Origin of the sequence: Ciceribacter lividus (assembly GCF_003337715.1) — a bacterium.
Lineage (GTDB): Bacteria > Pseudomonadota > Alphaproteobacteria > Rhizobiales > Rhizobiaceae > Allorhizobium > Allorhizobium lividum.
The window spans coordinates 1-22,175 of record NZ_QPIX01000018.1; the positions used below are offsets into that span (position 1 = coordinate 1).

Sequence of the window (22,175 nt, forward strand, 5' to 3'; positions counted from 1 at the left end):
CTGGTCTTCCGGGGCGCGCCCCGGAAGACCAGCGGCCGCAGCACCTGGGGAAGATTCAAACGGCACTATTGGGGAGTATTGCTCCGGTACTGACAATTTGGCGGCCGATCAGGCGGGCAATGTCGAATACGAGGTGATCGAGTCTCTCGACGGATGAAACAGCTTCAACAGAAGAGCGCGGGACCGTCTTGTCTTCATGGTCCGGGTCCGCATTGTGGTTTGCGGGCGTCTTGTCCCTGTCCGCTCGATCATCGTCCCGGTTCATGCCGCACCCGCACTTGCCTCGTGCCGACAATCAAAGACCGTCGAAGCACCCGTGGAAAGGGCGAATTCCCCGTGCGTCGTAGAACCGGCAAGCGGATGCGGAGAAGACTTGTAGGATGCGGGATTGGCCGAGGCGGAGTTGGGGCCGGAGGGGGACCGTCCGCATCTGGGAGGGGCAACCGGACCCAGCATGAAGCCAATGCCATTAAGCACAGGCTTGTCGCAGTAACCTGCTTAGCGACCAGTCACTGTCTTCATCCGCCTGAGAAGCTTGTCCTTCAGGTCGGCGAGCCCTTCGCCGTTGTTCAGGTAAGAAATATGCCTGATGTGCTGAAGGTCGAAGGGGATATCGTCCTTACTTTGCGTGATCAGGATGACTTCGCGGCCCAGCGTGTGCGCGATCCCGGCCTCGTAGAAGACATTGGGATTACGGTTGGTGCAGTCGACAACAACAATGCGCGCGAAGTCGATGAGCTGAACGATATCTTGAATGATTGCGTGGTGTTCCCATACGTTGTCAGCGCGATGGCAGGTCATCCCAATCTGCGCAGCTGCGGCCTCGATTGCCGCATAGACGCCGTTGAACGCGGGGGCGAACGGCATCATTGCAGACACCAGATTCGGATCGACGGTCTCGCGCTCCTCGATCTTGAAGACCTCCGGACGCTGACGGACTGGCAACCGCATGATGTGGAAAAGGACCTGGTAAAGATCCACTTCCTTGACTGCCCAGTGGTTGCGGGAGAATTCCCAATCAGCGGTCATGTCAAAGTGCCGACGGTGTTCATAGATGAAGTCGTTGCGAAGTACCGGGACTTCCCTGTCGATCTGGTATTCGATCTCGACTTCCTTGCCGCTGATGCGATGCCTGGTGACGCGCCCTACGTACGCGACTTCATCCCTGATGCCTTCATCCATGAACAGGCAGGGGTACTGGATGAGCCAGTCGAAATTTGGCTTACCGTCTGTCGTGAAGTAGGCGGCGAGGTGCTTTTCCGTATACTCGAACATACGTTCGAGTGGCATTTCAGCCTTGTAGGTATTCCAGTCGGCCGACCGCATAAGCAAGTTAAACATGAGATTCCTCCCGCCCATGCGGTTCTAATGGAAATCAAAGTGCGGCGCGACATTAAACGTGGGGGTGGATGATGGACAGGTTACTCTGGAGAGAGAAATATCCTGAAGACAGCTATCCCGCATTCCCTTGCCCGAAATGCAGGAATGGGCTCCTCAAGAGGGTCAAGAACAGGACCGTCACGATTTGGGAGCCGAGTGAGGAGCCCTTAATCGCCAGCGGCAAATTCACCAGCTTTTTTACCTGCTCTTTCGGGTTCTGCAAAACCATCGCCGTAATGTCGGGCAGGGCGAGTTCCGGGCCATACTATTATCGGGACCAGGACGGCGAAGAGCGGATGGGTGAAGAGACCCACTTCTACCCGCTAACGATGATGCCCGGCCCGCGCGTGATAGCCATTCATCAAGAGACACCTAAAGCGGTCAAGGAGCAGATTGAAAAGGCCTTCAACCTCCTCTGGACCGACGCGGGCTCCTGCATCAACAAGCTGCGGATATCGGTCGAAGAAATTGTCGCTCACGCCGGCATCGCCCGGGAAACACCTGAAGGCAGGTTTATCCCCTTGCACAACCGACTGGTAGATTTGGAAAAGCGAGGCTTCGGTCACCACGATACGATGCTAGCGCTAAAGGATATCGGCAACGACGGAAGCCATAAAGCGGGACTGACGCTGGCGGACTGCATCGACGCCTTCGACGTTCTCGAAACAGCACTGGAAGATATCTACGGCGGCCGGAAGGCGCGTCAGGACGCCATCAAGGCAAAGTTTACGAAGTCGCGAAGAGGATCGACGCAACCTGATTGAAGGTGCGTCGCTTCGGGCGCATCGTCTCGGTTACTGTCATCGCCATCCAAGTCATCGAGTGGCCGCGGTGCGCCTTCGACGTCCAAGATCATTGCGGTGACCTACGTGACCAAGACCGTCGCAATGTCCGCTTCCGGCCGCATGCGTGGCTGGACTTAACGTCCGTAACGAAGGCGCTTAGCTGTCGCGTTGCGAATCTACTGCTCGTGGCGGCACGCTTGGCGGAACATTGCAGTTCCGAGGATTAACAGGCACTCTCTAGCCCCAACGAGGAACAAGGGGTGAAAATGGCCGAATACAAGGTCAGCCGCAGCGGCGTCGTCCTCGAATATCGCGCGACGCTTCAGGGCAATGCTTGGATCATGGATGAACTCAAGAAGGGCGAAGTCGAAATCAGCTCCGCGTTCACCTTCACGCCCGACGATCTGCTCGAGACGCCGACTCAAGACGAGATTGAAGACGATTTCCCGTTCACTTATCGCTTCCGCCTCGCCGTCGCCGGTCTGGGTCACTACTTCATCCCCGGCCGCAAACTCGGCATCGACCAGGACGTGCTCATCGCCAAGAGCGGGATCGAGTGGCGACGCAAGCTGTTCGTCGCTGAGCGCAACATCTCGATCTTTAAGCGGATCGCGAAGCTGATTCCGGAAGCGGAGGAGATCGTCATTGGCGGGAAGCGCGAGGACGCCATTCCGATCGAGGCGTTCGAAGACCTGATCGCGCGGTTCCCCAACACCTATGAGATGGACCGCTACGCCGAGGCGCGGGTCACCAACATCATCGGCGAATATATCGACCCCGAGCGCGACTTTCGGGAGCAGTACGAGACCTATCTAAGCAAACGCAAATCGCGGCGCAGCGACACCCCGCTGCACGCCAAGGAATTGCTTACCACCGAGATCGAGAAGTTCCAATTTGTCCGGGACACGCTCAAGGCGTGGCTCAAGGCCGGGGAAAAGAGCGAGGATCAATGGCAGAAGGCACTGCTCTCCATCCTGCCGCTGATCTTTCCGAAATATGTCGCGGTGATCGAAAAGGTGCCGATCGACGATCACTATACGACGCCCGGCAAGGTCCACCACCGCGAGATCGACATCGCGCTCGTCGACGTGAACGGCAATATCGACGTGATCGAAATCAAGAAGCCGGAAGCCAACATCCTGCTTAGGACGACGCTCTACCGTGGCAACTATGTGCCGACCGGCACGCTGTCGGGGACTATCATGCAAGCCGAGAAATATTTGTTCCACCTCAGCAAGGGCGGCCCGGCGAGCGAAGAGAAGATTACTCAGAAGTTCAGGAAGCTGCTTCCGCCCAACCTGAGAATCCGCGTCATCAACCCAAAGGCGATGTGCATCCTCGGGCGCGACCGCAAGGACAATGGCCATCCGGTGTTCAACGAAGGACAGTCTGCGGACCTGGAAGTGATCAAGCGCAAATATGCCAACATGATCGACATCATCACCTATGACGATCTACTGCGCCGCCTCGATAACATCCTCGCCTCGTTGAAGCGTCGCAAGGCCAATGGGCTGGATGCGACCACTCTGTAGAACCATCACTATTGGCCAGGGATCAGCCGCGCCGTTGGGTGCTGCTCGCCGAACACCAGCCAGAAAGCGCGCAATAAGGGCGGCAGTTCCGCGGCGTCGAAGTGGTCGAAGACCAATTCACCGAGCAGTGCGCGGTCGCGCCAGACGGCAGCCGAACGATATTCGTTGGGGAGTATGAGTTGCGTGCCGCGCACGCCCACTATGGTGGTCATCTGCGGTCTTGTCGAACGTGATGGACGAGCGACCGCTATCGAGATCGACCGCCTACTGGTTCGATGACCGATTAGAAGGCGCAAACCTGCCGCTAAGAGTCAGATAAGTCGACGCAACCACCGGGGCCAAGTGCGGGGCGACGCGAATTCGCTGAAACACACGTTCCGAAATAAGCGTTCATGTTTTCGCCAGCGGCAGCGCCGCGATAACCGCCTCACGTTTCGGGCCACATGTCGCCAGTGCCAGCGACGACATCCCGGAGAGCGGCGCTGATCTGCGGCCAGGGGAACTCGTCATCGGGGCAGTCTTCATTTCCCATGCAGAGGACGGCGTGGAGCTTCGCCGCGACACCGGCGAAGGCATGCGCCGGTTCATCCCAAAGCGCACGTGCACGCTCATCCCGCAAGACGAACGCCCTTCTCTCAGCCTCCTTCGCGTGGCTATAGCCCAACCTCCGATCCAAGGCCTCTCATCGCCGTTGCTGTTCGGCAAGTGCCGCCCTCGCCTGCTCACGGGCCTCGGCCCGTTCCGGTCTGTCGCCGAGGAGCTCATCGATTTCGTCCATTGAGAAGGCCGACACCGGATCCTCACGGTCCCCGCCAGTAACCACGACACGGGGAAAGCCGATTTCCGAGATCATCCTGCTCTCCAGCCGCTGCTGAAGCTCGCAAAGCCTCTCGGCTTCGTCGTGCGCGGTCATCCATTGACGCCAGAGAAAGAGAACCGGATCGCTGTTGTCTGTTGCGTCTCCGGCGAGTGTCGCCTCCGCACTCCTCATCTGCGCCGCCAGCCACGCCGCCGAAGCGGAAAGCAGCCGCCGCCGCGTGACGGCAGGCAAAGTTCTGCTATTGTCGGAATCAGCCATGATCCGAGTTCTCCAACAACTTGGCGTCTGGTCAGGCTGTGTTCGGTGTCAGCAGCACCTGGTGCAGCCGCGTTTCTTCCTCAGATTGGCCCATCGGCTCTCATATCCGGTCGGTTCCTCTCTGGGGTTGACCATTATTATCAGCTGAATGCAGAATGATCAATAAGAAATCATATGATATGGATACGATCACAAGCGGGCAAATGCGAGCTGCGCGTGCGCTGTTGAGATGGAGCGCCGACGATCTCGCAAGCGCAGCAACGGTTGGTATTGCAACGATCAGGCGTGCTGAAGCCGAGGATGGCCACCCCTCGACAACGGTTGCAAACCTCAAATCTATTCGTACCGCACTCGAATCCGCCGGCGTGGAATTCATCCCGGAGACCGGAGGTAAAGGCGCGGGCGTCAGGCTCGCCAAGCCGTCCGGCATGAGCACCAGTGGCACGACCGAATAGTGGATCGTACGGCCGCGTCTTCCGCCGTTCCGCCCAACGACTGAGATCGACGACGGCCCACCAGTTCCGTCAGAGCATCGGTTCATCCCCGCGCATGCGGAGAACACATCGCGGGGGTGAGGCCGACCAGCATGGCCTCCCGCGAGATCAGGCATAACTCGGCGACACGGGGCGGAGACTTCGACTATCGGGCCACTACCGCACTGATGATCCCGAAGGCAAACGCGCTCGCCTACATGATTGCCGCGAGCCCGGTAATCGCGACGATCATGTGAGGAATGGTGCCGAGAGTGCGCCCGAGTTCCCAACCAGGGCGACGAGCGTCATACGCACTCCTGTTCCGCGAGGACGCCAAGATGATCAGCGATGTCCGAAGGAATTCCCGACTCCCGGTGTTCACTCCCGATGTCATTCGAAGGCGATGGAGATGATTTGCCCCTTCCAGAAGGGATACGTTTTGCCACCCGCAGCACGGGCGATCACGAAAGCATGGGGGATCATCATGCCTGCCACCGGCCGATAATCGTCACGGGCGGCGTGTTCGCCTGAGCCGTGATAGGGGGTGGTGAGATCACCATCTTCTTCCGCATCGAAGCTGGCGAGGCTGCCGTCCAGCCGGAAGGTCGCGACCAGTGCTGCCTCCAAGCCAAATCCCGAGACGATGGCGCGTGCATGCGTGTCGTCGATGGCCTCCCAGCGAACCGGGCCGCCCGGCAACAACGCAACGGGATAGAACGGGCTTTCCAGAAGCCATCGACGCAGAGAGGTACGGTTCAGTTCGTCGGTTGCGCTTTCGTCGACGACCGTCAGCGTCGAGGCGATCTTGGCCCGCATCTCCATTTGGCCATCAGCGAAGAAGTCATAGGCGCGCGCCCAGATCCCAGGGGCGATCGGAGTCGTCGCAGCAAACATCAGGGCCGGCGTTCTGACGGCAATCGTTTGGGAAGCGGTCGTCGGCGCAAAACCCTCCATAAGAGGACGCCGGAAGTCCCCTTCCGCAATGAGGTTCACGACGTGATAGCGAACCGCTGGATCTGGCACGGCGAATTCGAGATAGCGCTTTACCGGCGCTGGCAGAGCTTGCATCGCAGCCGGGTCTATTGGCGCGGGACGATGCTCCGCTGCTATCCGGTGGACGGTCGCGCTGTGGCCCTCGATCTCGCGCTCTGTCAGGAATGACGATACGCCGACTACGCCTGCGGTGGCGATGACCGGCAATGAAACAGCCACGAGGATGAGCAAATGACGACGAGGCATGAGGTACAAAAGTTCGCGAACCTCGGTCCCGTGGGTGTTCTGTCGTCGTGTTGTACAACAGCCGTCGCCCACATTCATCGCTTGACCGCCCCCCCAATCAGGTCTACTTCAACCAGCCGCAGACGATAACGCTCGCGGCATGATCAGCGCCGAAAACCATTTAGAAATCGGCATATAACTGTTCAGACAAACCGAGCCACCTCTCGCGCGCGATCACTAGTTCGAGCTACCTCTACCGCAGCGGGAAAATGAAAGAAGTTGGAATCAACAGAGGCAGATGCTCTGCAGCCGATTTCGACAGCGTATGGTAGGTTTCGTTGGGTCAAAACATGACCCTCCCTACTACAAACGTCAGGGTAGAATCATTCTAGACTTTCCGCACTGGGCGATCAGCTCCGGCAGTTTGCACTCATTCCATTGACATTGGGGGATTATTCGCGACAAATAGCAACCTAGCGTGGATCTTTCTGTAAGGAGGCCTTGTGAATTCAAGCGATTACAAAGGTTATCCAGATAATTTCCGTCCAGATGCAATTTCTGGTGAGGCCGCCGCTCGCGAGGCGCCACCATTCAGTAAAACCGAACTCGACGTATTGGTTGACACATATGTGAGCCAGACTTGGACTGGCTGGAACGGCTTTGTCGGCGATTTTACACACCGAGCAAACAAAGTGCTGGAAGACGATCGGGTCACGGTTGCAAGCATCGAGGGCGAATACCAAAGTGCGGAAGATAGGATCAAGGCGAAGTACACGGCGCGGGCACCCGCCGCCGACATACCAGAACAGATCGACCTATCCGAAGCGTTCATGCTCCCTTCCTTCAAGAACAACTGGTGGAAAGTTGCGATTGGATTTTTTATTATAGCATGGATTGCCATAGGTTTTTTTACTGGCCTGTTGGCAGCCGTCGCGGGGTTGTTCGGATTTGCCGCGATCCTCCAGTCGAAGCAACACAAGCTGGTCTCGGAAAGGGTTCAAGAGATTGATGAACAGCAATATCTCTATGAATCTGAACAAAAATCGATTGTAAACGAGCACGATCAGGCTCTTCGGACAAAGCACGAAAAGCTGACCGAGCATGCTGCTAAGATAGGCCGACAAAAGCAAGTTCTGGCTGCCGAATGGGAAGAGCGATGCACCTCGTTCAATCAGGAGCTCCACGCCATCGACCAACAGCTGGCCGAAATGGTTGCGCGTGGAGGATCTCGCCTCACCCCGATTGAGACGAGCGACAAGATCGCCGACGAGATCACTGACCTCGATGAACAGCTGCGGTTCAGAATTGGTGAGGTTGACCTCCATCCTCCGACGCGGGTCGATAAGGAACTTGTCCTGAGTCTCGGTTTGCGAACGAGGTTAGCGACCTTGACGACGCGATATCCGTGGATGCACTCCCTGCAGCAGCATCGCGCACTTCTTATAGACGGTAAAAAGACGGCGGCGGCACAGGCCGACGTGAAGCTCTTCTATACAGTAATTGCTCGCATTCTGCGTCAGTTTCCTCCGGGGAAGACGACATTCACCCTGATCGATCCGCTCGGATTGGGCGCGAACTTTTCTCCCTTTCTCAAGCTGCAGGATTATTCCGACACGCTGATCAACGGGACGGTGTGGACCAATCGCGAGCAAATCAAGCGGCGCTTGCGTGACACGATCGAGCATATCGAAATTGTCACTCAGAAATACCTGCGCGCCGATTTTCCAGACATTGAGTCCTATAATCGCGAAGCCGAGGAAATCGCCGAGGCTTATCGCTTCCTGTGTGTCGCGGACTTTCCTGAAGCCTTTGATCAGGAAGCAGTGCGTGACCTGGTGAAGATCATCCAGAACGGTCCACGATGCGGTGTTCACACCCTGCTCTATCTCAACGCAAATGCAGATTTGGATTACGGTGTAAATCTTGAGGAACTGAAGGATTCTTGTGATTGGCTTGTTCTTGGCCAGGGTCAAAGAGGACTCTATCTGCGCACGTCAGGGGACTGGCCCAATGAGGAGGTCCATCTCGATCTCCAACCCAGCAACGAATACATAAAGCGGCTGGTCGACAGCTTCGGTTCCGGAGCTGTGGACGCGATGAAGGTCGAGGTACCATTTGCGAAGCTGGGTGAGCTGGCACAACTGGATTCGGGCAAGTGGACCGAAAGCTCGGCTGAAGGAATCCTCGTGCCGCTTGGCCCGTCCGGCGCGAAGAAAGCGCTAACGATGACGCTCGATTCCAAGATGTCTCACAATGCTCTGATTGTTGGCCGCCCCGGCAGCGGCAAAAGCAACTTGCTGCATGTCTTCATCGCGATGACTTGTGGTCGTTACTCGCCCGACGAAGTCGAGCTGTATCTTGTGGATTTTAAGAAAGGGGTCGAGTTCAAGGACTATGCGAATGCCCGCCTGCCGCACGCCCGCGTGATCGCCGTTGAGAGCGAACGGGAATTCGGTCTCAGTGTCCTACAGGCGCTCGACAAAGAAATGACGCGCCGTTCCGGGCTGTTCAAGCAAGCGCAGGCCGCAGAAAATATTAGTGGATATCGCAAGCACGAACCCGAGGCGAGAATGCCTCGCGCCGTGCTGATCGTCGATGAATACCAAGAGTTCTTTAGCCGCGACGACAAGATCAATCGCGAAGCGACCACCCTGTTGGATCGCATCGTGCGGCAAGGACGCGGCTTCGGAATGCACGTCATTCTTGGCACCCAGAGCCTGTCGAACTCCGGATTGCCGAGGTCGACGATCGACCAGATACCGATCCGGATTGCCCTGCAATGTAGCGAAGCAGATTCTCGCCAGATTCTCGCCGACGACAATTTGGTTGCTCGCAGCCTCAGTCGTCCCGGCGAGGCGATCTACAACGACAAGGGAGGTCTTTTGGAAGGTAACAGACAGTTTCAAGTTGCACTTTTCGAAAGTTCCGCACGCAAAGCGCAGCTCGCTAAATTGCTTGAGTTTGCCGAGCAGGAAAACTGGGATGGAGATCCACCCCGGATATTCGAGGGCCATGAATCTGCTGCGATCAAGACTTGCAGTCCACTCCGCCATTTCGTCGCGGGCAAGCGGTCCTCGACACTCAAGACCTGGCTTGGCGAACCTGTCTCGCTTGACGATCCCGTTTCCGCCAGCTTTGCGCCGCAGGCCGGGCGCAATATGCTCGTCATTTCGCGCGACGAGGCGCAGGGCACCAATGTTATTCTAAGTTCTCTTGCCTCCATGGCAGCTCAGCTCACACCGAGAGATCTCAAGCTTCACATCGTCGATCTGACGACCGCCGATGCTGCTTGGGCAGATTTTCCGGAAGCCTTACGCGATGCGATGCCGCACGCGATCAGCATCTGTGGTCGCCACGGCATGCGCGAACTCCTGCTCGAGCTTCGCAATGAAGTAATTGTGCGGCACAAAAAGGCCGATGCGAGATCGGATACCGCAAGCGAGTTCGGACAGCGAACGGTGTTGGCTATCATTGGTGCTCACAGGGCTCGTGATTTGAGACAGGACGATGAGCCGACATCAATTTTCGCAGAGCCAGATGCGGACGCAGCGCCTAGTGCAGCGCTATGCCTGAAGGAAATCGTGGCGGAAGGACCGGACGTCGGCATGCACACACTGTTGTGGCTGGACAGCTATGCCAACTTCGAACGCATCTTCGATCGTCGGGTGTTGAGCGAGTTCGGCGTACGCGTCAGCGCCAGCCTGCCCGAAAGGGATTCCCAAACGCTCTATGACAGCTTGGTTGCCGCGCAAATTGACCGTCCGAACAGGATGGTCAAATACGATGATGACCTCGTCGGGGTTCATGCATTATTCCGCCCCTATACAATAAATGCGGAGTCAGATCTCTGGGATCTCAGCGCTACCCTGTTCCCCGACCAACAAGTGGAGAGCCTCGATGGCTGACAATCTCTTGCACGTCGATCCACAGCAGCAACGGGCATTCATCGAACAGTTGAACAGCCGAACGAGGAGTATCGAGAATGTTATCGAGATTCTGGAATCGCGCCTTCGGCTCCTCGGACGCGACTGGCAAGATGCCGAATATGTCGAGTTCAGCAGGCAGGCGAGGAAGACCGCAATAGTGCTGAAACAATTCATCGAAGAAGGAAGGAAGGTCGCTCGTGAAATTGCCAGAGCAGCCGACCTCGGCGAGAAATACCAGAGCATCCGCAATTAGGCAGGAGGCGATCGAACCATGTCTCAAATAATCACCAATCCGGACTCCATGCGCAGTTTTGCTAGGGATCTTGTGAAATGCTCGGAGGCTCTCAAGAAGGAGGAAGACGCGCTCTTTCGTGATCTGAAAGCGCTTGGGGCAACCTGGAAAGATGAACGCTTCCAGCATTTCGACAAGTTGATCGCTGAAAGTTCGCGTGAATTGGCAGCATTTCACAGGTCCGCCCGCAACTATGCAGACTTTCTTGCTCGCAAGGCAGCGGCCGGAGACAGAATCGTGAGAGGCTGAGAGTGAGCGCACCGATCCATCTCCTCTCCACCGATGCCTTGGGCGACATACGTGACCGGCTCGCCCGCCTGACTAGCCGCATCGGTGATACCGCCCATGAGGCGCAGACAAGGATGAAATGGCACCAGCGCAAGCTGGAGCAGATCGAACAACGTCTGAGGGCCGAACTTGCTGATGCAAGGAAGAGCTGGAAAGCACTCGGCAAAGACAAAGAGGACCAAGGCGAGTGGCAAAGAGTTAAAGACGCCCACGATGCGCTCCGGAGGTTCCGGAAAGTCGCATTGGAATGCGAAGAAGCGCGCCGAAACTATAAAAGGGCTGTGGCACGGATGGCGACCGCAGGAACGGATGGCAGTCGCTCCGCATTTTTGGGCATCGACACGTTGGTTGGCGATGTCGCCAGCTACCGAGCAATCAAGAGTTCTGATGGAACCAGCCCAAGCACTGCACCGCCGACGACCGCTAGGGCGTCAGCCAAATCAGATATGTCGCCAAACGCTACGTCTAACGGCCTCCCGCAAGGGTTCAGTTGGATCAGCATTACAAAAATCAGTGGTGACGATCTGGTAATCGACCCGAAGGAATTCAAGAAAGTTCCTTATGTGCGCATGCGGAGCGGTCTCGAAACGCTACGCGACAGATTGCTTCCGGCGCTGGCGTTGAACCCGACGATGACGCGGGACGACGCAGTTCGCCTCGATAGCGAGGCCGGTACCGACTACACTGCCGAAGGTTTCATCCACCCTAGAAGCGTAGTGGCGGCTTGGGATGCATTTCTCGATCCTAGGCGAGAGGCCGAAGTTGTCGTGGTTGAGGAACGTGCCGACGGCACGGTGACGGTCGTCAATGGTCGCCACAGGCTGGGGGTAGCGCGAGCATTGGGTATGGATATGGTCCCGTGCCGTATTCTGGGAAATGCGAATGAGCCTTGAGAACGACGCCAGCAGGCTGCTCTCCGAGATCAAGGAAGTCGAGGATCTGCTGAACGCAAGCTGGCGCGACAAGAGCGCACAGCGCTTTGTCTCCCGGCACCTCGCTCCACTGTCCGACTTGTTGGCAGAGTATCGGCGAGAGACCGAACGGTACGAGGAAGCAATGGAAAGAGCTTTCAGTCGGTTAGGTAGCTAGGCATGCTGGACCATGCAAAGATGAGAGGAGGAAATCGCAGATGCAGAATAGTCGCGGCAGGATAGGTAACCTTCCATCGGCGTTCATTGGGTTCCTCGTCGCGCTGGCGATGTTGCTTTTGTACTGGCTGTCCGTTGAACGACCCGCCCAACTGGCCGAGGGGCAACAAAAGGCTGCGCAACTCGCGCAGGTCCACGCCGTGGCCGATGCACGGGCCAAAGCTGCGGCACGTGAGCAAGAGCGGGTCCTGCAGGAGCAGGAACGCCAACGTTTGGCCGCAGTTGAGCGAGAGGAGCGACTGGCGAAGTCAAAAACGGCAACGCGCGACGTCCAGCGACTGGAATTTCGGCCGGCCTTCTCACCGAATACAGAGATCGTGCTTTTGACGAACGTCAGCCTGGTGTGGGAAAAGGGAATCTATAAGGGGGAGGAAGTGACGTTCGATCGGATCAGAAAGCACGAGTTCCGCATCTACGAACCTCGTTATGGCACTCCCCACTACAACATTTACCTGAAAGGCCCGGCGCGGAGCGGCTTCGGCGATTACCTTCGCGACATCGATTGTCGCAGAGATCGCGCAAGTTGCGAGATCTTCTACAACTCGCTTGTTGCGGCAATGAACTCTTGGCGCTCGCAGTATGGAGACCTTTACTAGTTCGCCGCAGATCGAGAGCAAATCATGACGGCAACGCCACCGTCCCAGGTGCGGATATCCGGCGCACCGGATTGATGAGTTCTTGCCGTGGAACTGGAAAAGTCCGTCGCCGGCGGCGCACAAGCTGGCGGCCTAAAGATGTCGATCAAACGATTCCGGGCGTGCCTCACGTCAAACCATGGTTTGTACAGACGGTTTCGGCGCGGCGCAGTTGGTTTATCAGATCCCATATGGGCAGTGCCCCAGCTGGTGAAAGCTGCTTGGCGAAGACATCCAGAATGTCGAGGCAGGCCAGTCTGCTCTCCGGCCACTGTCGCGCAATGACAGCGATTCCCAATCTCACCTCTTCCCCAAGGTGATCAAAGCTTTTCGCATAGAGAGATGCGAAAACCCAAACGGCCTCTACGAGCGACGTAAATAACCGGTCCTGAGGCGTATCCTCGACCGCGAGATTGACCTTTCGTTGCCGGGCATCGAGGACCTTTCGGGCCTCGTGGGCTGCGACATTCAGATCATCGAGAAAGATCTTTCGGTCTTCCAGCCGTCCAGCGACATGCGCCCGAAAAATCATGCCGGAAACCACATACCGCCCCTCAAGCTTCAGGAGCGAGATAAGGCCTTCGCGGGTCTGTAGTAATCGGATCGCAAGGAGCGTATCGCGGGAGAGCTCAGCAGTTTCGCAGAACCAGAGAAGGTTCCAGACGCCCACGCCCTCACCGTAGGTGGCAGACTGTATTTCCGGGATGATCCGAGCTGCTATAAGTTCGGCCTCGCGCAGCTCAAAGGGCGGCGGCATCTCGACGACAGACAGCAATTGCAGTTCATGACCGATATCGCGTGAAAGCCATGTGTCCGGCACATCCTTGAATGATCTGTCGGTCAGGAGCTCGGACAGTGGCACATCGTGACTGCCCACACGGCGCGATACGATCGCTTTCAGTTTCGCAAGACTGGCGTCGTCGAGACCGATGTCCGGCGTCGCGGCCCATGCGCGCCAGCTGGCGGCTGCCGCAAAATACTCACCCCGTAGATTGGACGGGCTTCGCATCCGCATTCCGGGCAGTTTCGCGTTTTCGAAAGACTCGTCCAGCCGGGCCTTGAATTGCATGTCCAGGAGCTTGACAGTTTCGGGGATAGCTACATGTTGGTGCAGCATCACATCGACAACGCTGTTAGCATGGCACCATAAAAGAGCCGTCCGCTCCCAATCGAGCGAGTGCCAATCCGGTGCCTGCGCAACGGCCCGAAAGGTGAGCTGCAAAACGCTGACGAAGAGTTCGGAGAACTCCTCGATATTTCGAAGAACGTCTGACAGGACGAAGCCGGAGAGCGCCAACCCGTTTTCGCATAGCGCCTTCCACAGCGCGACGATGGCAAGCGGCGTAGGACCGGTTCGGGCAAACACATCCTGAAGGGACATTGTTTTGGCTTCGGCAGCAATCGCCATGTTCACATCTTCAGGCAGTTCGACCGGAAGCGCAGAAATCCGCCGCAATGCCCGCAGTGAGCCGACCTCCGGGCTGAGCGCTCTAAAGCTTGCAACCGCGAGATCGGTCAGGCTGGCGAAGCCGCCATCGCTGTCGGGAATCCGCAAGAAGCGCCGAAGAGGCTCAGGATCCAAAGGCGCAAGTAAATCGTTCGGGCTTGCAGTCCCTGCGTGAATGTCGGCGGCGAGTTTATCGAGCCGCCAGGCGACCGTGTTTTCTTGCCGGCGTTGCAGCTCAGCTCGGCGCTCGTCAAATGTTGCCAGCTCGGCGACCTCGCGGGCAGACTTCTCCAGATCGCTCCCCGTGCAGTCGAACCAGTCAGCATGACGCTTTAAGGCCTCGACCCGCTTTTGCGGGTCCTCAAGCAATAGGGCCAAGGTGTCATCTGCGATGTTGGTCGTGGTTTTCCGGTCGGCAATCGTGACCCCGAAAGCCCCACCGGCTTTTTCCGGGTCGAGAGGCGCAAACCTTGCCTGGCGCCGAGTCTTGCGAAGCGGCGCGGTTGCCCTCCCCTGTTCATGGGCGAGCTTTACCGCCGCGAAAAACGATTTGGCCGAGAATGACATGTCGCCGATCATGACGATTTCGGTTCGCCGGAGCGCCAATTTGTCACTGAGAAACGCGTGCCCCTGCAGAAGCGTCTGTATCCGCTTGGGAAAGCAGCCAACATAATCACGGGCCAGGGCGACCCGGACCGGATAGTCGTCCTCGTCCATTTCGAGACTTGGCTCGAACAGCAAGTTGATAAACTGCGCCACCAGATCGACGAGCACCTTGTCGAACGCGGGACGCCGAGCCGCATAGTCGTCGAGTACGGTCTTAAATGCCCAGTCCAGATATTGTTTACGCTCCCGACCGATTGAGCGATAGGACCGGCCGGCGATCGAAAAGACCGCGGTTGCCAAGCCTGCATATTGCAGATCGACAAAATGTTGGCGTGCGGCGGGCGACCGATCTTCGATCGGAAGATAGTCAACCTGTTCCAGGCGCAAGTGCTGCCATGCCCAGGTACAGGCCGCGGCCTTCGTTCTGAGAGCGACGTCCTTGCCCCAGATCAAGGCCACGACCTTTCCTGCCAGCCCCGTCAGCTTCGACAGGAAATGCAGTTCCGACCCTGCGCCAACATTGCTCCCAAGGGGTACGTCCTTGAGATGGCGCCCATGTTCGATCTGCCACGCGACAACTTCACGCAACTCGCCAAGCCGCGGGGTTTCGACAATCTCAGCTTTGCCGACCGGCGCGGACAGGAGGGCATCAACAAACTCGCGGGTCCTTGGAAGCAGAAAGCCATAGTGAGCCTTTTCCAAGCTCCGCATTAGCTCCTGCTCTCGGTTGCCGTCGATCCGGCCGCGTGCCCGCAACACAGCAATGATATCGGTGACGTCCATTGCCGGGCTTGAAGCAAGCGCACCAAAACGGGAAAGATATCTGTCCTCGATCCAGACGGCCGCCGCATCGTCACTCTCGCAATAGTGCAGGATGCCGACGAGACTGCGCAACAGGGGGCCGGACTTTGCGAGCTCGCGATCTCCCTTCGGGCGCGGCAGTTGGGGCAGCAGGCTCCATTTCCCGGCAGTCAAGCGATCGCTGACGTGCTCGCGCAGGCGGGTAAGCGCCTGGGCCTGTCGCACGCCATCCTGAATTTCGGCAATGTCCTGCCGCATGCGGTCGGCGTCGCTTTCGGAGATCTTCAACGAAAGGAAAGTTTGAAGCGGCGTGAGCAGACCCGTGTCGGACAACTGAATGAAATCACGCGTTGAAACCAACAATGCTTGCTCGGTCGGAGACGCTTCGCTTGCCTCGCTCAGGCCAAGCCTGGCCAATGCCGCCGCGCCGAGGTCACGATCGAGGCCCTTCTCATAAAGCTTGTTCAAGAGTTCCGGCAGAGTGACGTCCGTGTCATTCGACTTGCCGCCAGCTAAGACAAGGCGGGACATCGAAGTTGCCTGAAAGGCGTCCACCTTCGCAATTTCGCCGTCGCGGACAAGATCTTCGACCTGAAGGGCCGCGCTTGAGACAGGTTTGAAATTCTGCGCCAGCGTCGTCTCTGTCGACCTCAGAACTTCCGGGACCTCGCGCGCGAGCATGATCCGGGCGCCGAGCTGGTCGATCTCGTTCAGCAATCCAAGCTTGTTTGCGAGCAGAAGCGCCGACGCGTCGACGATAAGGCCACGGGCAGCGATGATCGCGGCGAGAGCCTCGCCATTCTGGCGCGCTCGGATGTGACCGCTGCGCAAAAGGAGCGGCGCATCGAACGGACCAGCTTTTCCTCCCCACACGTCTCGTTGAAAGGGCCTGTGAAAGTAACCTGCCCATTCGAGCGGCTTGCCGTCGAAGAGAAGATGAAGGGGGATCTCGAGATTGAGCCAGCTGGTTCGCAGTTTCTCAAAAACGCCCTCCTGCTTCTTCCGGTTGTCTTCAAGCCACGCCACCATTTCGTCGATCGACTCGACCGTCCATCGTTTGACCTGGTTCTGCGGAAGAGCCTGGACCTTCGGGAGCAAAGCGCGCTGTGCTTCGGCCAGGCCAAGTTCTGCCGCGAGCGCCAATGCCGGATTGATCAGCCGTTTCTCCAGTTTCGACCAGGATACGTTCTCGAGTATCGAACGCGCCAGCTCCGGGTCCTCGTGGAGAAACTCGCCGGCGATGTGAAGGATATTCTCGACACCAATATCGCTCGGAATTGCCCTTCCCTTGATCTGACGGGCCGCGCCCGCCACGTCGCCAAGTCCAAGACGCAGCCAGGCCGACCGGAACGCGATTCCTGATGCATCCCCCTCTCCCGCCTGCAAGCTCTCGATGACCTTCAGAGCGAGATCGGGCCGTCCCATCAGTGATTTCGCGTCGGCCTCTAGCAACTTGAGCCTGCGGGGCAGCGAACTATTGGCAAATAGCTGGACGTTCTCTTCCAGGATCTGGATACAATCGCTCCAATCACCGGCTTCGCACGCCGCGACAGCCATCATTTCGACGGAACTCGCGGTCTTGAACGGGGCCAAAAGAGAACGGCGCGCATTGGCCTCTTTCCACATCCGACCCGCGAGCAAGGCTTCGAAGGCCGCCAGCAAACGATCGGGTTCCAGGTGACCGTCGTCGATGAATGACACAAGCTTCGTCGCGTCGCGCTTCTTGTAGACAGCCCTCAGGGCTGCCTGGAAACTTGAGCCGTCGTCGTCGCCGGACGCTCCGGCCCCTTGCATCTCGCTGACCTGACCGATCCAGTGGTCGATCAATTCCAGGTCTCCTGGCAGATCGAATGCGGGCCGCCATTTTCTCAAGAAGTTCAGCGCACGCGGACGATTTCCTGCATGGAGCATCAGGTATGCGGAAACAACCACCTGGGAGGACGTTCCGCGACCAGCGGAAAGCTCATTCCTGTATATCTTTAAGAGCGGGTCGGGTTTGACCGACAGGCCGAAGTGCACGGCCCAGGCGATCGCCCCCGGGTGGGGGACGGATCGCGACATAATGCGGGCGAAAGCATTTTCAGCGTCGACAGTCCGGCGACCGTGACACAGGAGAGCCGCGAGATTCCAGATTTCGAGTTCCTCGATCTGGCGTTCCACGTCGACGGCTTCGGTCAGACGACCGAACATCTGGGCGGCCTCTGCGAGAAGCTCGCGCGAAACATCGTCTTCTTTGACAAAGGCCGGCCCAACCGGATTGGGGTAAGAGCCACCCTGAAACCGAAGCTTTGGAGACAAGGCTGCGTTGAAGCGGATAAGAGCGCCTGCCCATTGAACGGCATACCGCCTGGGGGCGGCAATCTCGGCCTTGCGGATGTGTGCGAGCGCTGCCTCGTCCTGCCGTTCGACACTGCTGGCATAGGCCAGAAGGCGATCGCGCTCCGACGGGTCACCTTCAAGGCCCTTGCGGTGAAGAAGGAACTCCCTGGCTTCTTGGCTTTTGCCCTCCTCGATCAGGACGCCGGCATAGATACTGTTTTCTTCGGCCGTTCTCGGCTCGACAAGCAGCGCAAGCGCTCCTTCTGTGTCGCCTTCTGCGACCAAGAGCAGCGCGGCGGCACTTCGGTCGGGCGCGGGATGATAGAGAGCCGCCTCGGAGCGGAGGGCCTTGGCGCGGATGATGTCCTGGTCTCGCAGCGATAGTGCAGACGCCGAACGCAGGATCTTGGCCTTCGTCTCACCGCCAAGACTGTCCCAGGTCACGAGATCCTCGCGCACACGGGCAACCAGGGCCTCCAACGGTTTTGCCCTCCCCTCTGACAGGTCGGCCAGCGCTCCCTCCAATTGAAGGCCAATCTCCCGGCCATAACGCTCTTTGATCATTCCGACCGCATCCGCCAATTCGGCGCCTGCGTGGCGCGTCACGACATTAGCGATGGCGCGATCGTCCCGCGATGACAGGGTCGCTTCGGACTGGGTGCCAGGATCGCAGACGATCGGAACCCAGGCAGGATGCATGTAGTTTCCCACGACCCGGGGAAGCCCGCGCAGCTTGTTGGTAAGCTGCCTGAGGCCCCAGGCTTCGTAAGCAATGCCCAAAGCCCCAAACCGCAGCTTTTCTTCGCGGATGGCGTCATTCAGGCCGTCATCATTGAACTCGACCGTCGCTGCGATGACGAAACGCTTGACGCCTTTGCCTTTCCAATGGCTCTCATAGGCATCGAGGAAGTCCGTCCCCCATTTTTTCAAAGTGGTTGGCGTTACCTTCTGATAGCGTTTTGCGGAAATGACCAGAACGGGGACGTGCTCGGTCGAGAAACCTTCAACATCGGCACCGAACTGCTCGACGCCGCGGGATCGCTTCAGATCAGCTTGCGCAACCTCAGGCTCCCGCTCTGCGATGTCGATACAGATGAATTCGAAATGCTCGTCCTGCATCTCGTTGAGTGGCAAATATCGGGCAACCGTACTCGGCGGCGGGAGCTGCGCGAGGCCCACCGTGGCTGACCCCTTGATGTCGGGCTTTGACTTGGTTCTGGAACGACTGTGTTTACTCATGTCTCGATGTCGCCGCCAAGCAATACGCGCACGCAAGCCTACCGGCGTTGGGCTGCGTTTGAAAGTAGATGCGCGCGCAACTCACAACTTCCGGACGGGTCGTTGGCGGGGGTGGCGATAGCCAGTCACATGAGCTACGCCAAACATGCGTCGAGTTGAACTAACGGACAGGAGGACGTTGGGAGGTTCTTGCGGCTAGCATGCTCATGTAGCTTCGGATGGCTTTTTTTGCCCACAAATGACGCCGATGTTTTGCGAAGCATGAACAATCCAAGCCGCTTGGTTGTAAGCCCACGGTGAGGCTTGCAATTACCCATAAGTAGCTGACTCTTTTACGAAAAGCTTTCACTGAAATCTTGAATCGACAGAATCACTTGTGATTCTGTTCGGAGCACCTGATTCGTTTAAGGCGGTGCTTTATGTCGGTTCGAGACGACGTGATGACTGGCAATGGTGGCCATTGGAGCCAGCAGGAAATAGACGCTGGGTCTTTCAAAGATGCTCGCCTTGGCAGACGCTGCTCGGAGCTTTTACGACAGCTTGGGGAGCATATGGGCGGCTCTATTCCTTTCGCCTGCCAGGACTGGGCCAGCACCAAAGCGGCGTATCGCTTTTTCTCCAATCCGAATGTTGAGGAAGGCGATATCCTCAACGGCCATTTTGCCGCGACCGCTCAACGCTACGATGCTTGCAATGGTCCGATCTTGGTGTTGCAGGACACGACCGAGTTTACCTATCAGCGCCGCAATCCGCATGCCGTCGGCTTTACCAAGAGCGTCAACAGTGGCCGAGACAAACAGGAGCGGCTGCGCCACCATACGGTCTGCGGGATATTGATGCATTCGAGCCTTGCGGTGACCTTGGATGGGCTGCCCTTAGGGTTGGCGGCCGTCAAGTTCTGGAGCCGCGACAAGTTCAAGGGGACAGCCCAGCTCAAACGCAAGATCAATCCGACACGTGTTCCGATCGAAACCAAGGAAAGCATCCGTTGGCTTGAAAATCTGCGTCAATCCGTCGACCTTCTCGGTCAGCCAGACCGATGCATTCATGTCGGCGACCGCGAAAGTGATATCTACGAGCTCTACTGCCTGACCAAGCAGCTTGGCACGCACTTCGTCGTGCGCACGGTCGTCGACCGGCTGGCCGGCAACGGGGATCACACAATATCGGCTGAAATGCGCGATGTTGAAACTGTCGGCCGGCATCTCATCGAAGTTCGTGCCGATACCGATGAGGTCACCAAAGTCCACCTGGATATCCGCTTCAAACGGATCCGGGTGCTGCCGCCCATCGGCAAGAAGAAGCGATATCCCGCATTGGACCTTACCGTCATTCACGCAGTGGAGCCCAACCCTCCGGCCGGCCGCAAGCGCATCGAGTGGAAGCTGCTGACCGATCTTGAGGTGAATAGCTGCGAGGAGGCAGTCGAAAAAATCAGATGGTATGCGATGCGCTGGAAGATCGAGGTCTTTCATAAGATCCTCAAGTCCGGTTGCCGGGCTGAAGACGCAAGACTACGAACGGCCGATCGACTGGCAAACCTTGTCGCCGTGTTCTGCATCATGAGCTGGAGAGTGCTCTGGTTGACAATGCTCGCGCGCACCGCGCCCGAAACACCGCCAACTGCGGCACTCACCGAGCAGGAAATTGAAATCCTCGATCAAATGGTCAGCAACGCAGGCAACCGGCAGGCGACGCCCGGATCGCTAAACTTCTATCTCACCAAACTAGCTCGTTTAGGTGGCTACCTGACCTGCCACTGAGCTGTCATCCGGCTGCGATTAGAGGTCCAGCGTTTTCTGATACGCCAAATGGCGCGTTGGTAGCAACCGGCGGAAACGCGTAGCTTTCATCTTGCGCAGCGTTGGAGCCGGTTGCGGCGATGGTCCCGGCATAGACTGCCGGGGTTTGGTATCCGAGCGACGAGTGTGGCCGGAAATTGTTATAATCGTCGGCCCATTCGGCAATGGCACTACGAGCATGATCGAGGCCGAAGAACAGACTTTCGTTGAGCAACTCGTCGCGCATCCGGCCATTAAAGGACTCAACATAGCCGTTCTACATAGGCTTTCCCGGCGCGATATAGTGCCACTCGACCTTGTGGTCCTTCGACCAGGCGAGGATTGCATTCGAGGTGAGTTCCGTGCTGTTGTCGGAAACGATCATGCCGGGCTTGCCGCGTCGTTCGATGAGTGCTGTCAGCTCTCGGGCAACGCGACGTCCCGAGATTGATGTATCGGGGATTGCCGCCAGACATTCACGTGTCACATCATCGACGATATTGAGCACCCGAAATCGTCGTCCGCAGGCGAACTGGTCGTGGACAAAATCCAGAGACCAGCGGGCATTAGCCTTGGCTTCGACCAGGATCGGCGCACGCGTACCCACGGCACGCCGTCTGGCTTTGCGCTTGCGAACGGAAAGACCCTCCTCCCGATACAGCCGGTAGATGCGGTTGACGCCGGACAGCTCTCCTTCACGCCGAAGCAAAATGAACAGTCGTCTGTATCCGAAACGCCGCCGCTCATTGGCCAGATCGCGCAGCTTCGTTCGCAGCTCGACTTCCGGCGGTCGGCAGGACCGATAGCGGATCATCTTGCGATCAGCCGACACAATCTGGCAGGCCCGCCGTTCCGAAAGACCCATAATGTCCCTCAGATGCGCAACGGTGTCACGCTTGGCGGCAGGCCCTACCATTTCTTGCGAGAAGCTCGCGGAGTGCGGCCACATCCAGCATCTGTTCGGCCAGCAGTTTCTTCAGCTTGGCATTCTCCTCTTCGAGCGCCTTCAGTCGCTTCGCCTCGGAGACTTCCATGCCGCCGTATTTGGCTTTCCAGTTATAAAAGGTCGCGTCTGAAATCCCGTGTTTGCGGCACAAGTCGGCCACCTTCGCGCCCGCCTCCTGCTCCTTCAGCACCAAAATAATCTGCTCTTCTGTAAATCTCTGCTTCTTCATGTGTCCGTCCTCAATGGGCCGGGCTCTAATCCATTCTGGAGGAAATTTTCAG

At 57.8% G+C, this 22,175-nt stretch carries 17 protein-coding genes and 1 pseudogene; 11 read left to right on the plus strand and 7 right to left on the minus strand.

The window, feature by feature from the left end; genetic code table 11:
* Window positions 1–498: 498 nt before the first annotated feature.
* Complete coding sequence (locus tag DFR48_RS22320; RefSeq protein WP_114365265.1) at window positions 499–1,341, minus strand: hypothetical protein; 843 nt, start codon at window positions 1,339–1,341, stop codon at window positions 499–501.
* Between the two features lie 335 nt (window positions 1,342–1,676).
* Here DFR48_RS22320 and DFR48_RS22065 point away from each other — a divergent pair, with 335 nt between their 5' ends.
* Together DFR48_RS22065 and DFR48_RS21480 are read left to right on the plus strand one after the other, a co-directional pair.
* On the plus strand, window positions 1,677–2,144 hold the full coding sequence (locus tag DFR48_RS22065) for a DUF4145 domain-containing protein (protein WP_170141960.1): 468 nt from the start codon (window positions 1,677–1,679) through the stop codon (window positions 2,142–2,144).
* A gap of 287 nt (window positions 2,145–2,431) precedes the next feature.
* A complete protein-coding gene (locus DFR48_RS21480; RefSeq protein WP_114365267.1) occupies window positions 2,432–3,697 on the plus strand; it encodes a Shedu immune nuclease family protein in 1,266 nt (421 codons plus the stop codon).
* Window positions 3,698–3,705: 8 nt separating this feature from the next.
* Here the strand turns inward: DFR48_RS21480 and DFR48_RS21485 are convergent, their stop codons facing one another.
* The 3 genes from DFR48_RS21485 to DFR48_RS22330 form a co-directional block, all read right to left on the minus strand.
* Complete coding sequence (locus DFR48_RS21485) at window positions 3,706–3,909, minus strand: hypothetical protein (RefSeq protein ID WP_114365268.1); 204 nt, start codon at window positions 3,907–3,909, stop codon at window positions 3,706–3,708.
* Window positions 3,910–4,124: 215 nt separating this feature from the next.
* Entirely contained in the window at window positions 4,125–4,316 is a 192-nt protein-coding gene (locus tag DFR48_RS22325; RefSeq protein ID WP_245415684.1) for a hypothetical protein, read from the minus strand.
* Window positions 4,317–4,379: 63 nt separating this feature from the next.
* The gene (locus DFR48_RS22330; protein ID WP_245415685.1) at window positions 4,380–4,775 is read right to left on the minus strand and encodes a hypothetical protein; all 396 of its coding nucleotides are present in this window, start codon (window positions 4,773–4,775) and stop codon (window positions 4,380–4,382) included.
* Between the two features lie 155 nt (window positions 4,776–4,930).
* Here DFR48_RS22330 and DFR48_RS21495 point away from each other — a divergent pair, with 155 nt between their 5' ends.
* The gene (locus DFR48_RS21495) at window positions 4,931–5,230 is read left to right on the plus strand and encodes a helix-turn-helix domain-containing protein (RefSeq protein WP_425359273.1); all 300 of its coding nucleotides are present in this window, start codon (window positions 4,931–4,933) and stop codon (window positions 5,228–5,230) included.
* A 131-nt stretch (window positions 5,231–5,361) separates the two neighbouring features.
* Window positions 5,362–5,505 carry a hypothetical protein gene (locus DFR48_RS22070; protein WP_170141961.1) on the plus strand — a complete coding sequence of 48 codons (144 nt, stop codon included), beginning with the start codon at window positions 5,362–5,364 and terminating at the stop codon, window positions 5,503–5,505.
* Window positions 5,506–5,638: 133 nt separating this feature from the next.
* Here DFR48_RS22070 and DFR48_RS21500 read toward each other — a convergent pair whose 3' ends face one another.
* Entirely contained in the window at window positions 5,639–6,565 is a 927-nt protein-coding gene (locus DFR48_RS21500; protein WP_210206029.1) for a DUF6920 family protein, read from the minus strand.
* A 404-nt stretch (window positions 6,566–6,969) separates the two neighbouring features.
* Between DFR48_RS21500 and DFR48_RS21510 the strand changes: the two genes are divergently transcribed.
* The 6 genes from DFR48_RS21510 to DFR48_RS21535 are packed head-to-tail and all read left to right on the plus strand — an operon-like array spanning window position 6,970 to window position 12,716.
* Window positions 6,970–10,371, plus strand: a complete 3,402-nt coding sequence (locus tag DFR48_RS21510) for an FtsK/SpoIIIE domain-containing protein (RefSeq protein WP_147273564.1) — start codon at window positions 6,970–6,972, stop codon at window positions 10,369–10,371.
* Window positions 10,364–10,645, plus strand: a complete 282-nt coding sequence (locus DFR48_RS21515) for a hypothetical protein (protein WP_114365272.1) — start codon at window positions 10,364–10,366, stop codon at window positions 10,643–10,645. The genes DFR48_RS21510 and DFR48_RS21515 overlap by 8 nt, the downstream gene beginning before the upstream one ends.
* 18 nt (window positions 10,646–10,663) lie before the next feature.
* Window positions 10,664–10,933, plus strand: a complete 270-nt coding sequence (locus DFR48_RS21520) for a WXG100 family type VII secretion target (protein ID WP_114365273.1) — start codon at window positions 10,664–10,666, stop codon at window positions 10,931–10,933.
* A gap of 2 nt (window positions 10,934–10,935) precedes the next feature.
* Window positions 10,936–11,865, plus strand: coding sequence for a hypothetical protein (locus tag DFR48_RS21525; protein WP_114365274.1), 930 nt, complete (start codon window positions 10,936–10,938; stop codon window positions 11,863–11,865).
* Complete coding sequence (locus DFR48_RS21530) at window positions 11,855–12,061, plus strand: hypothetical protein (RefSeq protein ID WP_114365275.1); 207 nt, start codon at window positions 11,855–11,857, stop codon at window positions 12,059–12,061. Before DFR48_RS21525 ends, DFR48_RS21530 begins: the two co-directional genes overlap by 11 nt.
* Window positions 12,062–12,101: 40 nt before the next feature.
* Window positions 12,102–12,716: a hypothetical protein gene (locus tag DFR48_RS21535; RefSeq protein WP_114365276.1), complete on the plus strand. Its 615-nt coding sequence runs from the start codon at window positions 12,102–12,104 to the stop codon at window positions 12,714–12,716.
* A 166-nt stretch (window positions 12,717–12,882) separates the two neighbouring features.
* Here the strand turns inward: DFR48_RS21535 and DFR48_RS21540 are convergent, their stop codons facing one another.
* Entirely contained in the window at window positions 12,883–19,167 is a 6,285-nt protein-coding gene (locus DFR48_RS21540) for a hypothetical protein (protein WP_114365277.1), read from the minus strand.
* 440 nt (window positions 19,168–19,607) lie between these two features.
* Here DFR48_RS21540 and DFR48_RS21545 point away from each other — a divergent pair, with 440 nt between their 5' ends.
* Entirely contained in the window at window positions 19,608–20,930 is a 1,323-nt protein-coding gene (locus DFR48_RS21545) for an IS4 family transposase (RefSeq protein WP_245415686.1), read from the plus strand.
* 4 nt (window positions 20,931–20,934) lie between these two features.
* Here the strand turns inward: DFR48_RS21545 and DFR48_RS21550 are convergent.
* Window positions 20,935–22,123, minus strand: a pseudogene (locus DFR48_RS21550) (IS3 family transposase).
* Window positions 22,124–22,175: the final 52 nt, after the last annotated feature.

Coding starts and splice junctions, on each gene's coding strand:
- DFR48_RS21540 (WP_114365277.1), bottom strand. CDS start 19,167: ATGAGTAAACACAGTCGTTCCAGAACCAAGTCAAAGCCCGACATCAAG.
- DFR48_RS21530 (WP_114365275.1), top strand. CDS start 11,855: ATGAGCCTTGAGAACGACGCCAGCAGGCTGCTCTCCGAGATCAAGGAA.
- DFR48_RS21515 (WP_114365272.1), top strand. CDS start 10,364: ATGGCTGACAATCTCTTGCACGTCGATCCACAGCAGCAACGGGCATTC.
- DFR48_RS21520 (WP_114365273.1), top strand. CDS start 10,664: ATGTCTCAAATAATCACCAATCCGGACTCCATGCGCAGTTTTGCTAGG.
- DFR48_RS22070 (WP_170141961.1), top strand. CDS start 5,362: ATGGCCTCCCGCGAGATCAGGCATAACTCGGCGACACGGGGCGGAGAC.
- DFR48_RS21545 (WP_245415686.1), top strand. CDS start 19,608: ATGACTGGCAATGGTGGCCATTGGAGCCAGCAGGAAATAGACGCTGGG.
- DFR48_RS21500 (WP_210206029.1), bottom strand. CDS start 6,565: ATGAATGTGGGCGACGGCTGTTGTACAACACGACGACAGAACACCCAC.
- DFR48_RS22065 (WP_170141960.1), top strand. CDS start 1,677: ATGGGTGAAGAGACCCACTTCTACCCGCTAACGATGATGCCCGGCCCG.
- DFR48_RS21535 (WP_114365276.1), top strand. CDS start 12,102: ATGCAGAATAGTCGCGGCAGGATAGGTAACCTTCCATCGGCGTTCATT.
- DFR48_RS21480 (WP_114365267.1), top strand. CDS start 2,432: ATGGCCGAATACAAGGTCAGCCGCAGCGGCGTCGTCCTCGAATATCGC.
- DFR48_RS21495 (WP_425359273.1), top strand. CDS start 4,931: ATGATCAATAAGAAATCATATGATATGGATACGATCACAAGCGGGCAA.
- DFR48_RS21485 (WP_114365268.1), bottom strand. CDS start 3,909: ATGACCACCATAGTGGGCGTGCGCGGCACGCAACTCATACTCCCCAAC.
- DFR48_RS22330 (WP_245415685.1), bottom strand. CDS start 4,775: ATGGCTGATTCCGACAATAGCAGAACTTTGCCTGCCGTCACGCGGCGG.
- DFR48_RS22320 (WP_114365265.1), bottom strand. CDS start 1,341: ATGTTTAACTTGCTTATGCGGTCGGCCGACTGGAATACCTACAAGGCT.